Genomic DNA, 15,288 nt, shown 5'->3' on the forward strand with positions numbered 1-15,288 from the left:
AGTTGGATTTATTTAACTTAGATCACATAGCCTTACATACAAAAGCACCTTTTCACGATAGCAGCGTAATAATAAAGATGTGCTTTGTATTGATAACCGTAGGGCTTTTAATAGCGACAACAGCAGCGATGTACCCTATCTTTATTTTTGCTCTAATAGTTGTTGTTATGCTTACGAATAAAGTGCCTGTTCTAAAAATACTACCGTTACTATTTTATCCGATATTTTTTACCGGTCTTTTTACCTTGTTGGCCGGGTATCCGCTTAACTATAGTCTGTGGCTTATATCTAAGTCATGCACTATTGCGCTAAGTTTACTTTTATTAGTAAGCACAACACCTATTTATAAAATATTTTCAGTTATGCAAAAGGTCTTACCCACGTTTTTTGTAGATGCATTGTTTTTTACTTACCGGTCGTTATTTATCTTTCAACAACTTTTTACAAACCTATTTACAGTCCTTAAATTAAAGGGAGGGTTTGATAATAGGAAGATACTAAAAAATACCAAAAACATGGGTTCCTTAGTTGCAATAACATTTATTAGGGCGTTAGATTCTGCACAGAATATGGCTGATGTGATGAAGATACGTGGTTATAGTTGTGGCAATTTAAAACAAACAGCTAAATTTAACACAAATGTTTGGGATTTATACCCTGGTGGCTTAACATTACTTGTTATCATAAGCTTTTTATGGGTTTAATAGGAGGAACAAAGATGGAACACCTAATTTACGCTAAAGATTTAAAATTTACTTACCCAGATAAAACAGAAGTCAGTGTGGAGGGTGAGATTTCAGTAAAAAAAAATCAAAGAGTAACTATTTTGGGGGCAAATGGTTCAGGAAAAACAACCTTGTTAAAAAGCTTGGTGGGTGTAATAAAACCTAAAGGTGGAGATATAAGGGTTTTAGATTTTTCCCCTAGCAAGGAGTTTTCAAAGATTAGGTATAAGGTGGGCGTGGTTTTTCAAAATGCTGATGAACAAATTATAGCTCCTACAGTATATGATGATATAGCCTTGATGCCTCGTGGCGCAGGGATAGAAGAGTCTGAAATTGAAAAAAGAGTCAACTGGATTTTAACAGAGCTAAACTTGTTACACCTTGCTCAAAAGGTGCCTCACTACTTAAGTGGTGGAGAAAAGAAAAAGGTAGTGCTAGCAGGAGCCCTGGTTATGAACCCAAGCCTTCTAATTTTAGATGAACCCTTTACTGGTTTAGATCCTCAGTCAAAACAAAACCTTATTGAAATTATAAATCACTTTAACGAAAAACATAATACTACGGTGCTAACAACGACCCATGATGTGGAAACTGTTTTTTCAATAAGTGATTACGTATATATATTTAGTGACAGTGGAGTAATAGCAGAAGGAAAACCGTTAGAGGTGTTTTCGCAACCTGAAAAGTTACAATCTGCTAATCTCTTGCAGCCTCAAATCCAACAGCTCTTTAGCCAGCTAATTAAATGGAACCTCCCGTTAGAACAGCCTAGCGATGTAGAGGATGGTGCAAACCAAATTTTTAGAATATATACCCGGTTACTTAAAGGAGACAAAATTTCATCTTAACGAAATTTCTTCAAAACCCCGAATTCTCTTGTTAGTAAGAGAAATCGGGGTTTTGTCTTATTACTGACCCTTAAAAAATAAAGTAAGCATTGAAATTTTTATAATGAGTATGTTGACAAAAACTAAAACATATAATACTATATGAACAAATGGTCATATAGCGAGGAAGGGATATAAATGGAGAAAAATCAGTTTCAAAGCGATATGTTAAAAGCTTTAGGGCATCCAACCAGACTAAAGGTAGTGAAAATTTTATCAGACAAAGAGCAATGTGTTTGTGAATTGGCTCCCGCTCTTAACACTGAGCAGTCCAATCTTTCAAAGCATTTAAGTGTACTTAAAAAAGCTGGGGTTTTAGTGAGTCGAAAAGACGGATTAAAAGTAATTTATGCCATCAAACACTTCGAGATAGTAGCAATTGTTAAGATTTTAGAAGATATAACAAAAAATGAAGTGAGTAATTTACACAAATCATTATTAGGGGAGGAAATAAAATGAATATGCTTTTAGAATGGTTTTTAAGTGGAATTAATGAAGTTTGGTACTACATGACAAATCATGTGCTAACTTGTCTACTGCCAGCTTTTTTCGTTGCTGGCGGGATTGCTATGTTTTTATCTAAAAATGCAGTGCTTAAGTACTTTGGAGCGCAAACAAAAAAATATATTTCATACACTATAGGATCTGTTTCAGGTATTTTATTAGCTGTTTGCTCCTGCACTATAATACCTCTTTTTGCAGGAATCTATAAAAGAGGGGCTGGGTTGGGGCCGGCAATAACCTTTCTATATTCAGGTCCTGCGATAAACTTACTTGCCATAACATTGACTTCAACAGTTCTAGGTTGGCAAATGGGGTTAGCTAGGATAATTGGGGCGATAATATTTGCCATAATAATTGGGCTTATAATGTCCTTGATTTTTCCGGAAACACAAAAGCAGGATAACAATATGTTTGCGGGAGAAGATGAAGAAAAAAGCAAAGGTGCAGTTTTAGGCTTTTTTGCTTTGTTAATCGCCATTTTATTATTTGGGACATTGGATTATAGTTTTGTTTCTGAAACTGCGTTAGCTACTGTTTTTAGCGGCGGTGAGTTAGGTCTTACTAATACGCCCTTTGCTGAGCTTATTGTAAAATATTCTATCTTACTTGTACTTATAGCAGCTGTTTATGTGGTTGTGAAAAAACACTTTTCTAGCGACGAAAGAGCTGGTTGGATAAGTGAGACATTTTCCTTAATCAAGTTAATTTTTCCAATGTTATTACTAGGAGTTTTTGTAGCTGGAGTTGTAAAAGTTGCTATACCGGAAGAGGTTATAACAAGGCTGGTAGGAGGAAACTCTATTTCTGCTAACTTTTTAGCAGCTATATTCGGTATGCTAATGTACTTCTCAACTTTAACTGAGATACCTATTTTAGAAAGTTTTACTGGACTGGGTATGGGGCAGGGCCCGGCGCTATCGTTATTGCTTGCCGGTCCAGCTCTAAGTCTTCCCAACCTATTATCCATAAGGAATGTTTTAGGAACAAAAAAAACAGCAGTTTATGCTGGATTAGTGGTAGTAATGGCTACTATAGCAGGGATGTTATTCGGGACTATAGTGAGCTAAAAAATATAAAGGAGAGTGACTATCTATGAAAATTAAAGTGTTAGGTTCTGGGTGCAAAAACTGTCAAGTGTTAGCGGAGAGGGCAGAGGAAGCATTAAATGAATTAGGCATTGAAGGAGAAATTATTAAAGTTACAGAGTTAGATGAGATAATTGATCTTGGTGTAATGATGACACCAGGTCTTATAGTTAATGACAACATTAAATCTACCGGCAAAGTGCCAAAGACTAAGGAAATTGTCAAGTTTTTACAAGAAGAAAAGTAAAGTATCGAGACTGTGGGTTTATCCCACAGTCTTTTTTAATAAGTATAATTTTCTAAAACATTTAATACATTAATTAAAAGGAGGTGCTAACTTATGAATATTCAAAGAATGTTTTCAGTTTTACTACTTGCTTTGATTGCTACGAGCCTGCTATATAATTTTTCAAAAGAAGGAGCTGAAATGGTAACTAATCAACAAAGGCAGCTTCCCATTTATAGAGTAGGAACAGATAAACCACAGGTTGCGATCTCCTTTGATGCTGCTTGGGGCGCTGATTATACAGAGGAGATATTAGATGTTTTAGATGAGTATGAGATAAAAACCACCTTTTTTCTAGTAGGATTTTGGGTTGACGAATATCCTGAGATGGTAAAAGAAATACATAAAAGAGGACATGAAATTGGTAACCACTCCACAACTCATCCTGAAATGAGCAAACTAACATCAGAGCAAGTTAAAGAGGAACTACTTATAACAGAGGAAAAAATATTTGAGTTAACTGGTCAAAAAGCAACAGTGTTTCGACCTCCGTTCGGCGACTACAATGACAATTTAATTAACTCAGCAAAAGAAGTTGGCTATCATACCATACAATGGGATGTCGATTCATTAGATTGGAAAGAAAGAGGAGTTATGGACATTGTAGAGAGAATAAAGGCAAAATCTAGCGAGGGATCTATTATTTTGTTTCATAACAACGGCAAGTACACAGCAGAAGCATTACCATTAGTTTTAGATTATTTAACAAAGGAAAAAAGTTTGGATGTTGTTCCGATTTCTGAGCTAATCTATAAACAAAATTATCACATCGATCACCAGGGTGAACAAAATTTAAACTAGCGGGGGGATAAAAAATGGGGAGTCAGATGAAAAAGTTAATTTTATTAACGGTAACTGCTGTAATAAGTACATATGTAATGTCTAACTCCATGCTAGCACTTATTTCTCAATACGGCGACCCCGATACAAAGGCTGCAGGAGTTGTTTCCGAAATAACTGAAGAAGAAAATAAAGGGGAAGAAAACAAAATAGGGGAAAATGGACAAGTTAATCAGCAATCATTGGACAAAGTTTATATCATCCAAAATGGAGTTTTTAAGGAAAAACAAGGGGCGGAAAATCTAAAAACAGCTATAAATTATCATGGTTTCCCAGCTTTTATAGTTGAACAAGACGAAGAGTACAGGGTTTTTTCAAATGTGCACTCAGAAGAAAAGATACTAAGGACTATCTTGGAACAGCAAAGAGAAAAAGGGCTGGACAACTACCTTGTAAATCAAAAACTAAATAAACACAATAAACAAGATGCAAATTATCTCTTTAAGATGATAAGTTCGGGGCATTCAACCATGGAAGCTCCTAGCGAGCCTATAAAAGAGATTATCTATAATTTTAATAAATGGAAGGAAACCGAGGACCTAAGTTATAAAAATCTTTATCATGGCAAGATCTACGAAATGTTTTTTTTAACAAAATAATGATTGATATATGCAACCTTGAATGTTATAATTTTAACAAACTAACAAACTGCAAAGGGTTGCATTTTTTTTAAGTTTTATAGTGAAATGTTTCACAGGAGGAGAATTTATGAATTTAAAAAAAGTTAGTCAGCTTGTAGGAGGAAAAGTAATTGCTGGTGAAGAATTCCTTAATAGAGAAATAAAAGCTGCTTACGGTGCAGATCTTTTAAGTGACGTCTTAGCTTTTACGGAAAGTGGCACCTTGCTTTTAACTGGACTAGTAAATAGCCAGGTAGTTAGGACTGCGGAAATGTTAGATTTGTGTGGAATTGTCGTTGTTAGAGGCAAAGAAGTAGAAGGTGATACATTAAAATTAGCTAAAGAGTGTAATATGACTATTATAGTAACTGATAAAACGATGTTCGAAAGCTGTGGAATTCTTTTTCATCACGGGGTTAAGCCTTGTGGTTTTACAAAATAGCGATGGAGAGTGGCCATGGAGACATTAAAGGTTGTTTGGGAAGTTGAAAAGATGGATTTTAGTCGAGCTGGAGAGGGCTCAAGTAAGATAAAAAAAATGCTGCATCAATTTAGCATTCGCCCTGAAATTATGCGTAGGGTTGCCATAATCAGCTATGAGTCTGAAATGAACCTAGTTATCCACTCTTATGGTGGAACGATACAGGGAGAAGTGTTTCCTGACAAAGTAGTTGTTACGGCAAAAGATAATGGCCCGGGTATAAAAAACCTCAATCAAGCTATGAAGGCAGGTTTTTCAACTGCGCCATTTGAGGTTAGAGAAATGGGCTTTGGAGCTGGTATGGGCCTTCCTAACATAAAAAGAAGTGCAGACAACTTAGATATTAGCTCGACAGAAGAAGGCACAAATCTAGTAGCTACAGTCTATTTAAAATAGTTTTTAATAAGGAGGGAGAGGCATGGCTGATTATCATTCCGTAAGACTTAGGGCAGGTTTATGTACTGGGTGTACTGCTTGCGTTACTTCCTGTCCTACTGAAGCGGTAAGAGTGTATGGACAAAAAGCCGAAATTTTAGCCTCAAGATGTACTGATTGTGGAGCTTGTCTTAAGGCGTGTCCAAACCATGCTAAAACCGGGAAAGTTGATAGCATTAAAGATTTGGATCGATACAAATATAAAATTGCATTGCCTGACCCCGCTATATTTGGACAATTTGCTCCTGAGGTAGAGCCGCAGAGGGTGCTGGGGAGTTTTCTTTCGTTAGGATTTGACGAAGTTTTCGATGTTGCATTAGCGTGTGACTTAGTTTCTGAGAAAATAAAAGAAAAGTTAAAAGAAAGTAAGTCACCTCTAATATCAGCCTCATGTCCAGCGGTTATTCGCATGATTCAAGCCTTATATCCTGACCTTATAAAAAACTTAGTTCCTGTAGAGGCCCCTTTAGAAGTTGCTGGACAATTAGCAAGACAGCAAGCTGAAAAAAGAGGCCTTTTATCTAAAGATATAGGGATTTTCTATATATCGCCTTGTCCTGCTAAAGTAACTGCTGCTAAAAATCCAGTTGCTAGAAATAAATCCAGCGTAAGCGAGGTTCTTTCTATAGTGGATATATATGGCAATATCCTAAAGTTTGCTAATATGAAAAACCAAAAAACTTTAGAGCTAAAAGCCACAGGCAAAGGTTATGGTTGGGCCAGAGCCGGAGGAGAATCAATAGCAGTAGGAACAACTAATAATGTGGTTGTTGACGGAATAGAGCATGTAACTAAAGTACTTAGTGAAATAGAAATTGGAAAACTGACAAATGTTGATTATATAGAATGCTGGGCCTGTGTAGGAGGTTGTGTTGGTGGACCATTGGTGGTGGAAAACCCGTTTATCGCAACAGTTAAAATAAGAAAAAAAGCTGAAAAGCTTAATAAACAACAGAAGATAAACTTAAGTTGTGTAGATCAGTCGATTTTTGACTGGGACGATGGTATTAAACCAAGACAGGTTATGTCTTTAGATAACAACATGACAGTAGCTATAAGCAAAGGGAAAAAGCTACAAGAAGTACTAGAAAAGCTTCCTGGATATGATTGTGGAGCTTGTGGTGCTCCTACATGTAGCGCTCATGCTGAGGATTATATCCAAGGCACTATTAAAGACACAAGGTGTGTTTTTAAAAACGACTAGCTTTTATTAGAAAGGCAAGGTGATAACATGAAGTTAAAAGATGTGGCCAAAAAGCTTAATTTAAAAGAACTAAATTCAACAAACCTTGAAATAGAAGTAAAAGGTGGGCTATCAACTGACTTACTTAGTTTGGTTCTTGCTAATAGTAGCCCGGGCAGCATTTGGGTAACTCACCAAAACCATCCTAACATTATTGCTGTTTCTTTACTTGCGGAGTTATCAGCTATTATTGTTATCGGTAAAGTTGAAAAAGAAACTGTAGATATTGCAAAGGAAAAAGGTGTCAACCTGTTTTTTACTAACAAACCATTGTTTGACACAGTTGGGTGTTTATACTCCCTAGGCATAAAAGCTGAAGATGCCACTGTATAAGGGAGATATGCATATTCATAGTGTATTATCACCGTGCGCAGACCTATCGATGGGTCCCAAAAATATAATCAGCGCAGCAAAAGCAAAGGGTGTAAACATAATTGGCGTTACCGATCATAACTCAGCAAAAAATTTAGCTGCTTTTGAAAAATTAGCTAAACTGGAAAGAAGTATCACTTTGCTATATGGTATTGAAGTGGAGACAAAGGAAGAGATTCATGTGCTTTGTTACTTTGAAACCTTAGATAAGGTTTCAGCATTTGATAATATTATTTATGACTCTATCAAAGACGTTAAGAATAACCCTGACATTTTTGGTGATCAGGTTATTATAGATAGCGACGAAAATATTATTGGGTATGAAGAAAAACTTTTGCTACAGCGTTGTGAGTTAACTATTCAACAACTAGCTGATAAAGTAAATAAATTTGATGGCATGATTATTCCTGCTCATATAGATAGGCCTAGTAACGGTATTTTGACCAATCTTGGGTTTGTGCCTGAAAACATATACTTTGATGCTTTTGAAATAAGTCCAAATACCAAAACCGAAGATGTACTAAAGACTCATCCATATTTGAAGAATAAAAACCTCATAAGAAGTTCTGATGCCCATTTGTTAACAGAGGTGGGGAAGGCGGTAATAAACTTTCAAATGCCTCATCCAACCTTTGAAAATATAAAGTTTGCCTTTTTAAATAGACTTGGCAGGAGGTGGTGGGTCTCAAGTGAATGATAAAAACAAAAGCAATTTGCGAAACACGAAAGGAGCGAAAAAAATGGAGAAATTAAACAAATGCTGTTGTGGAAATGACAACCAACAGGATGAAAAGAAAGTTGAGCTTGAAAAACTATTTGCAGAGTACAAAGGGAAAAAAGGTGCATTAATCCCTGTACTGCAAAAAGCTCAAGATATTTACGGATATTTGCCTAAAGAAGTTATTGCAGATATAGCAGATGGACTAAACTTACCTGTTAGCCAAGTTTATGGAGTTTGTACTTTTTATTCTCAATTCCATCTAAACCCTAGAGGTGAAAATATTATTCGGGTTTGCATGGGTACTGCTTGTCATGTTAGAGGAGCAGATAAAGTTTTAGAAAGACTTCAAGCAGACCTAGGTGTTGAACCTGGTGAAACCACAGAAGATCTAAAGTTCACTTTAGAGTCAGTTGCATGTATAGGTGCCTGTGGTTTGGCTCCAGTTATTATGATTAATGATAATACTCACGGCAGGTTAGATGCCGATACAGTTTCAGAAGTCTTAGACAAATATAAATAATTATGAAGGATTTATCTCACGTTATTTTAGATTTAGTTCAAAACTCTATATCTGCAGATGCAGATCAGGTTTCCATTGAGGTTTTTAAATCTAAGAAACAAAACCTGTTATCTGTTTGTATAACTGACAATGGAAAAGGTATGAATGAGCAGGAAGTCAAAAAATCAACAGACCCTTATTATACTACGCGCACTACTAGGGACATAGGTTTGGGATTGCCTTTAATTAAGATGATGGCTAAGCAAGCTGATGGAGACTTTAAAATAAATTCCAAGCCACAAAATGGCACTTGTGTATATTTTTCATTTGCTCTAGAGCATTGGGATTGCCCTCCGGTGGGCGATTTAGCGGCTACCTTTATCTCCTTTTTCGTTCTGCAACAGGATATTACAATATCTTTAAAGGTGGATAATGGTAGCGAAAGCTTTGAATTAAGCAATCAAGAAATATACGATGAACTTTCCGCTGACCAGATTACTAAGCAGTGGGTGTTAGATTGGGTAAAAGAGCTCATAGAGGACAATATTATGAAAATTTTAAGGGAGGGATAGTTTTGAGTAAGAAAATAAAATCTTTAGAGGATTTAAGAAAGCTAAGACAAGAAAAGGAAAAGTTAACCTCTCCTAGAGAAGGCGATAACATCCAGGTTATCATTGGAATGGGTACTTGTGGTATCGCTGCAGGGGCTAGGGATGTAATGCTGACCTTACTAGATGAGATTAACAGACATAATTTGAAGGTAAACGTTACTCAAACTGGTTGTATAGGTATGTGTGAAAAGGAGCCACTTTTAGACGTAGTAGTTCCAGGTGAAGGTAGAATAACATATGGAAAAGTTACACAAGACGTAGTTAAACAAATAGTATCTCAACATTTAGCTAACGGACAAATTGTAAAGCAAAATGTTGTAGGAAAAATAGAAGAGTAAGGGGGTAAAAAGATGGAGCTTTATAGAGGTCATATACTAATATGTTCTGGGACAGGTTGTATATCTTCTGGAGCAAATAGCATAAAAGCGGCTTTTGAAAAACAACTAGCTGAAAAAGACTTAAGTGGTGAGTTTAAACTGATTGAGACAGGGTGTCATGGTTTTTGCGAGATGGGGCCGATAGCTATAGTTTACCCAGAAGGCACTTTTTATTGCCGATTAGAAAACGAAGATGTGGAAACTATTGTGGAAGAGCATCTTATCAAGGGAAGGTTAGTTAAAGAAAAGCTTTATAACCCTCCTCATAGCGAGGATAAAATTCCTTCTTATAAAGAAATTGATTTTTATAAAAAACAACACCGTATCGCTCTTAGAAACTGTGGTTATGTAAACCCTGAGGATATTGATGAGTATATCGTAAAAGGTGGCTACGAAGCCTTGGGTAAAGTGCTTTCAGAAATGTCGCCAAGTCAGGCTATTGAGGAAATGAAAAAATCCGGATTAAGAGGTAGGGGAGGCGGTGGATTCCCTACTGGACTGAAATGGGAGTTTGCTAGCAAAACCGAAAGTGATAAAAAATATATGATTTGTAACGCTGACGAAGGCGACCCTGGAGCTTTTATGGATAGAAGTATACTTGAGGGAGATCCGCATAGTATCATTGAGGGGATGGTTATTGGTGGCTATGCGACAGGTGCTGATGAAGGCTATGTTTATATCCGAGCAGAATATCCTCTAGCAATCAACAGATTAAAAACTGCACTAGCACAAGCAAAAGAGTATGGCATGTTGGGAGAGAATATTTTAGGAACAGGCTTTAATTTTGAACTTCATATAAAAGAAGGTGCTGGAGCATTTGTCTGTGGAGAGGAAACAGCGTTAATGCACTCAATTGAAGGAAAGCGAGGTATGCCTAGACCTAGACCACCATTCCCTGCAGTTAAAGGTTTATGGGGAAAACCTTCAAACATAAACAATGTAGAGACCTTTGCTAATGTTCCTGTTATATTTGAAAAAGGTGCTGATTGGTTTGCCAGCTTAGGTACAGAGAAGAGTAAAGGAACTAAAGTTTTTGCTTTAACCGGAAAAATTAACAACACTGGCCTAGCAGAAGTGCCTATGGGTATCTCAGTTAGAGAGATTATCTATGACATCGGTGGGGGCATAACTAATGATAAAAAGTTTAAAGCTGTTCAAATTGGAGGACCTTCAGGTGGATGCTTACCAGAAGACTTAATAGATCTACCTGTAGACTATGACTCATTAATAGAAGCAGGAGCGATGATGGGCTCAGGTGGGCTTGTGGTTATGGATGAAGAGACCTGCATGGTTGACTTAGCTAGATTTTTCCTAAACTTTACTCAAGACGAATCATGTGGTAAATGCACTCCATGTCGCGAGGGTACAAAACGAATGTTAGAAATCCTTGAGAGAATCGTCGACGGCAAAGGGCAAGATGGTGATATCGAACTACTAGAAGAGCTCGGAGAAACTATTAAGACAACATCCCTTTGTGGACTTGGTCAAACAGCCCCTAACCCAGTGCTAAGTACATTAAAATACTTTAGAGATGAATACGAAGCTCATATTCATGATGGAAGGTGTCCTGCTGGTGCTTGCTCTGCGTTAGCAAAATATGTGATTGACCAAGAAAAGTGTAAAAAATGTACGCTATGTACAAAGGTTTGTCCAGTGAGTGCTATAGAAGGAAAACCAAAAGAAGTGCATAAAATCGACCCAAATGTGTGTACTGCCTGTGGTGTTTGTGTCGACACATGTAAGTTTGATGCTATAAAAAAGGGTTAGATAAAGGAGTAAATGTCAAAAAAGACAATACTTAAAGCTGATTTAGCGAGCTGTTTAGCAACTTTTCTTTAGATTAAGGGCTTTTTACTCCAAAGAAAAATATAATTTTTCCAATAGGTAACATTTTTTTCTCATACAAAGGAAACCCTAATTTTAAATGGGTTTCCTTTTTTAATCCATAATTTTTTTAATAATGTTTCTTTTATAGAGGTTGTGTTTTTATTTACAAACTAAAAAAAGTTATGGTAATATAAAAGTAGTTTTTATTTAATAATAGTTTAATTGTTTTTATTAAGGAGGTAGTAAAGTGGATAAGCACCAAAGAATTCCAGATGTAGTAATAAAGAGATTGCCAATTTACCTAAGGTATTTAGATCAACTTTCTTCTATGGATATCGAAACCGTTTCATCACAACAAATGGGTGATGATTTACACTTAAACCCGGCCCAAATAAGAAAAGATTTATCTATCTTCGGAGATTTTGGAGTTAAAGGTATGGGTTATCGAGTTTCCGACCTGTCTGAAAAGCTCAGGAGTATTTTGGGACTAGATAAAGAGATTTCTATTATTTTAGTAGGGGTAGGTAACCTAGGGGCTGCATTATGTCAGTACAATAGATATCAAAGTCCCACAACCAAAATTGTAGGTTTATTTGATGGACATCCCTCTAAAGTAGATAAAACTATCGGTAACATGAAAGTTAAGCCGATGGAAGACATGCAGGAATTTGTAAAAGAAAATGGAGTCAAAATGGGCATTATTACTGTTCCAGCTCAAGCTGCCCAAAAGGTAGCAGATCAAATGATAGCCGCTGGTATAACAGTAATATTAAATTTTGCTCCTGCATTATTGAATGTTCCAGAAGAAGTTAAAGTACAAAACTCTGATGTTACAACAGAATTACAAGCATTGTCTTATTATCTATAATATTAATATTGCCCTTTTATAAAAGGTTTTTTTCACTTAATATAGAATATAGCACTTGGACAAACAATAATTAGGGGAGGAATTAAATTATGGCTTCCGTACGAAAAGAGAAAGACCTATTAGGGGAAAAAGAGATTAGCAACGAGTTGTACTATGGTATTCAAACTAAAAGGGCATTGGAGAACTTTCCGATTACAGGATATGCTCCACACCCTACGTTGATACATGCTTTAGCAGTTGTTAAAAAGTCATCAGCAGAAGCTAATATGGAAGTTGGAAGACTTAACAAGAAGATTGGGCAGGCAATATGTAAGGCATGTGAAGAAATAATACAAGGAGACTTACACCAGTATTTCGTTGTCGATGCTATTCAAGGTGGAGCAGGTACTTCTATGAATATGAATGCAAATGAAGTGATTGCAAACAGGGCTATTGAACTTTTAGGTGGCAAAAAAGGTGAATATATAAAAGTTTCACCGAACACCCATGTAAACATGGCGCAATCTACCAACGATGCGTTTCCTACCGCTATTAACATAGCAGCGTTAAAGTTAGCGCAAGGTGTATTAACATCTTTAAACGGTCTTATTGATGCACTAAAAGGCAAAGAAGCTGAATTTGACGAAGTGCTAAAAATGGGAAGAACTCATCTTCAAGATGCTGTTCCTATTAGATTAGGCCAGGAGTTTGGTGCTTACGCTAAGGTGCTTTCTAGAGATGTCAAGCGTATAGAAAAGTCTTTAGAAGACCTTAAGGAAATAAATATGGGGGCTACAGCGGTAGGAACCGGCTTAAATGCAGACCCTAAGTATATTGAGGTTGTGGTGGATAGGGTTAATGAAAACAGTGGGATTGAATTTACAACCGCTTCTAACCTTGTTGATTCTACGCAGAACACTGATGCGTTTGTAGCAGTTTCTGCAGCGCTTAAAATTTGTGCCGTAAACCTATCGAAGATGGCAAATGACTTAAGGCTATTGTCATCAGGGCCTAAATGTGGCCTAAATGAGATAAACTTGCCTCCTGTTCAACCAGGATCATCAATCATGCCAGGTAAAGTAAACCCTGTAATGGCAGAGGTTGTAAACCAGGTTGCTTTCCAAATAATGGGCAATGATCATACTATCTGTTTGGCTTCGGAAGCAGGACAATTGGAGTTAAATGTTATGGAACCAGTGCTTACATTTAATTTGCTTCAATCTTTGGATATACTAAGAAATGTAACCACAGTTTTTGCCGATAAATGCATTAAAGGCATAACCGTTAACGAAGAAAGGTGTCGCCAGCTTGTAGATGAAAGCATAGGTATTGTAACTGCGATTAATCCGCATGTAGGATATGAAACTGCATCTACTGTCGCCCAAGAGGCCATTAAAACAGGCAGACCAATAAAAGAAATTGTTCTTGAAAGAGGAATTTTGACAGAAGAAGAACTTGAAAAAATCCTTAATCCTTATGATATGACAAGGCCTGGTATTTCTGGATCAGACCTGTTAAAATAACTAATTGGCGGCTTAAATGCCGCCAAACCTTTTAAGAAAGTTAATGTTATAACTTTAACTTTATATATTTTATTATTTAATAAAAGGGGTGAAAATCTTGGAAAAGAAAAGTTTTAAAGGTGGAATTCATCCACTTTATAACAAAGAGCTTTCTAACAAAAAGCAGATTGTTGCCATGGATGCTCCTAGCCAGGTTGTTATACCGCTAAGGCAGCATATTGGTGCTCCTTGTGAATCACTAGTAGAAAAAGGAGACATGGTTAAAGCTGGGCAAAAAATAGGAGAAGCAAAAAGTTTTGTTTCTGCGCCTATTCATTCTAGCCTTTCTGGCGAGGTAATTAAAGTTACAGAAGAAAGTATAACCGTTAAAAGTGATGGTGATAACAGGTATGAAACCGTATCGTCAAAACTAGAGAATTTAACAGCGGAAGAAATTGTCTCCGTTGCAAAAGAAGCCGGTATTGTCGGTATGGGGGGAGCTGCATTTCCTACTCACGTTAAGATGAAGGCGCCAGAAGGAAAGAAAATCGAAACTGTGATTTTAAACGGGGCTGAATGTGAGCCGTACCTTACCATTGACAACAGGATTATGGTTGAACAGCCAGAAAAGGTTGTTTCAGGGCTTAAGGCGCTAATTAAGGCTACTGGTGCTAGTAAAGGATTTGTGGGGATTGAGTTAAACAAACCTGACGCAATTGAAGCTATAGGTAAACTTATCGAAAATGAATCTAACATTGAACTTGTAACACTAGAGGTTAAATACCCACAAGGCGGGGAAAAACAACTGATCCATGCTGTGCTAGGCAAAGAAGTGCCTGTAGGGGGACTACCCGTAGATGTAGGGGCAGTTGTAAGTAATGTTTCTACAGCGGCGGCGCTGCATGATGCTATAACAGAGGGGAAACCATTATTTGAAAGAGGGATTACTGTTACTGGTAATGGTGTCGAAAATCCGCAAAACCTACTTGTAAAGGTTGGAACATCTTTTAAAGATGTTATTGATGCATGTGGGGGTCTTAAAGAAAATGCGGCCAAAGTTATAGCTGGAGGTCCGATGATGGGTAGAGCTATTGACTCATTAGAAGATGAATTTATTACAAAAGGCACCTCGGGTATTTTAGTGCTAACTGAAGATGAAGTTAATATAGTAGAAGAGAGGACTTGCATAAGATGTGCAAGGTGTGTTGATGCTTGTCCAATGAAACTTATGCCAAATTACCTTTCGGCTTATTCAAGAAAAGAAATGCTGCAAGAGGCAGAGGAGCTTCACCTATTTAACTGTATAGAGTGTGGATGCTGTTCTTTTATGTGTCCATCTAGAATACCGCTTGTACATTTAATAAGGCAAGGGAAGGCTGAGGTTAGCTCTAAAAAAGCAAAAAAGTAAGGTTTAGAAGGAGGAAAT

Annotated in this window: 19 protein-coding genes; all 19 read left to right on the forward strand. The window is 36.8% G+C overall.

The window, feature by feature from the left end; all coding sequences use genetic code 11:
• The first annotated feature begins 2 nt into the window (after positions 1 to 2).
• The 19 genes from PRVXH_RS05345 to rsxC all read left to right on the forward strand — a co-directional run bounded on the left by PRVXH_RS05345 (position 3) and on the right by rsxC (position 15,270).
• The gene (locus PRVXH_RS05345; RefSeq protein ID WP_353894272.1) at positions 3 to 704 is read left to right on the forward strand and encodes an energy-coupling factor transporter transmembrane component T; all 702 of its coding nucleotides are present in this window, start codon (positions 3 to 5) and stop codon (positions 702 to 704) included.
• 14 nt (positions 705 to 718) lie between these two features.
• Positions 719 to 1,573: an energy-coupling factor ABC transporter ATP-binding protein gene (locus PRVXH_RS05350; RefSeq protein ID WP_353894273.1), complete on the forward strand. Its 855-nt coding sequence runs from the start codon at positions 719 to 721 to the stop codon at positions 1,571 to 1,573.
• A 177-nt stretch (positions 1,574 to 1,750) separates the two neighbouring features.
• Positions 1,751 to 2,071, forward strand: coding sequence for a metalloregulator ArsR/SmtB family transcription factor (locus tag PRVXH_RS05355; protein ID WP_353894274.1), 321 nt, complete (start codon positions 1,751 to 1,753; stop codon positions 2,069 to 2,071).
• Positions 2,068 to 3,183, forward strand: a complete 1,116-nt coding sequence (locus PRVXH_RS05360; protein WP_353894275.1) for a permease — start codon at positions 2,068 to 2,070, stop codon at positions 3,181 to 3,183. Before PRVXH_RS05355 ends, PRVXH_RS05360 begins: the two co-directional genes overlap by 4 nt.
• Before the next feature lie 25 nt (positions 3,184 to 3,208).
• Positions 3,209 to 3,448: a thioredoxin family protein gene (locus tag PRVXH_RS05365; RefSeq protein WP_353894276.1), complete on the forward strand. Its 240-nt coding sequence runs from the start codon at positions 3,209 to 3,211 to the stop codon at positions 3,446 to 3,448.
• 93 nt (positions 3,449 to 3,541) lie between these two features.
• The gene (locus PRVXH_RS05370; protein ID WP_353894277.1) at positions 3,542 to 4,288 is read left to right on the forward strand and encodes a polysaccharide deacetylase family protein; all 747 of its coding nucleotides are present in this window, start codon (positions 3,542 to 3,544) and stop codon (positions 4,286 to 4,288) included.
• 14 nt (positions 4,289 to 4,302) lie between these two features.
• Complete coding sequence (locus PRVXH_RS05375) at positions 4,303 to 4,926, forward strand: hypothetical protein (protein WP_353894278.1); 624 nt, start codon at positions 4,303 to 4,305, stop codon at positions 4,924 to 4,926.
• Between the two features lie 109 nt (positions 4,927 to 5,035).
• Positions 5,036 to 5,389, forward strand: a complete 354-nt coding sequence (locus PRVXH_RS05380) for a DRTGG domain-containing protein (protein WP_353894279.1) — start codon at positions 5,036 to 5,038, stop codon at positions 5,387 to 5,389.
• A 15-nt stretch (positions 5,390 to 5,404) separates the two neighbouring features.
• The gene (locus PRVXH_RS05385; protein WP_353894280.1) at positions 5,405 to 5,824 is read left to right on the forward strand and encodes an ATP-binding protein; all 420 of its coding nucleotides are present in this window, start codon (positions 5,405 to 5,407) and stop codon (positions 5,822 to 5,824) included.
• A gap of 22 nt (positions 5,825 to 5,846) precedes the next feature.
• On the forward strand, positions 5,847 to 7,067 hold the full coding sequence (locus tag PRVXH_RS05390; protein ID WP_353894281.1) for a [Fe-Fe] hydrogenase large subunit C-terminal domain-containing protein: 1,221 nt from the start codon (positions 5,847 to 5,849) through the stop codon (positions 7,065 to 7,067).
• A 27-nt stretch (positions 7,068 to 7,094) separates the two neighbouring features.
• Positions 7,095 to 7,439, forward strand: coding sequence for a hypothetical protein (locus PRVXH_RS05395; RefSeq protein WP_353894282.1), 345 nt, complete (start codon positions 7,095 to 7,097; stop codon positions 7,437 to 7,439).
• A gap of 7 nt (positions 7,440 to 7,446) precedes the next feature.
• On the forward strand, positions 7,447 to 8,175 hold the full coding sequence (locus tag PRVXH_RS05400; protein ID WP_353894283.1) for a PHP domain-containing protein: 729 nt from the start codon (positions 7,447 to 7,449) through the stop codon (positions 8,173 to 8,175).
• Positions 8,176 to 8,218: 43 nt separating this feature from the next.
• Positions 8,219 to 8,719 (forward strand): NADH-quinone oxidoreductase subunit NuoE, encoded by a 501-nt coding sequence (gene nuoE / locus PRVXH_RS05405; protein WP_353894284.1) that lies wholly within the window; start codon positions 8,219 to 8,221, stop codon positions 8,717 to 8,719.
• A gap of 2 nt (positions 8,720 to 8,721) precedes the next feature.
• Positions 8,722 to 9,270: an ATP-binding protein gene (locus PRVXH_RS05410; RefSeq protein WP_353894285.1), complete on the forward strand. Its 549-nt coding sequence runs from the start codon at positions 8,722 to 8,724 to the stop codon at positions 9,268 to 9,270.
• Positions 9,271 to 9,272: 2 nt separating this feature from the next.
• On the forward strand, positions 9,273 to 9,647 hold the full coding sequence (locus tag PRVXH_RS05415) for a (2Fe-2S) ferredoxin domain-containing protein (protein WP_353894286.1): 375 nt from the start codon (positions 9,273 to 9,275) through the stop codon (positions 9,645 to 9,647).
• A gap of 12 nt (positions 9,648 to 9,659) precedes the next feature.
• A complete protein-coding gene (gene nuoF, locus PRVXH_RS05420; RefSeq protein ID WP_353894287.1) occupies positions 9,660 to 11,453 on the forward strand; it encodes an NADH-quinone oxidoreductase subunit NuoF in 1,794 nt (597 codons plus the stop codon).
• 307 nt (positions 11,454 to 11,760) lie between these two features.
• Entirely contained in the window at positions 11,761 to 12,381 is a 621-nt protein-coding gene (locus PRVXH_RS05425) for a redox-sensing transcriptional repressor Rex (protein WP_353894288.1), read from the forward strand.
• Positions 12,382 to 12,470: 89 nt separating this feature from the next.
• On the forward strand, positions 12,471 to 13,883 hold the full coding sequence (aspA, locus tag PRVXH_RS05430; RefSeq protein WP_353894289.1) for an aspartate ammonia-lyase: 1,413 nt from the start codon (positions 12,471 to 12,473) through the stop codon (positions 13,881 to 13,883).
• Between the two features lie 88 nt (positions 13,884 to 13,971).
• Complete coding sequence (gene rsxC / locus PRVXH_RS05435) at positions 13,972 to 15,270, forward strand: electron transport complex subunit RsxC (protein WP_353894290.1); 1,299 nt, start codon at positions 13,972 to 13,974, stop codon at positions 15,268 to 15,270.
• Positions 15,271 to 15,288 lie beyond the last annotated feature (18 nt).

It is taken from the genome of Proteinivorax hydrogeniformans (genome assembly GCF_040515995.1).
In the GTDB taxonomy this organism is placed as follows: Bacteria; Bacillota; Proteinivoracia; order Proteinivoracales; family Proteinivoracaceae; genus Proteinivorax; species Proteinivorax hydrogeniformans.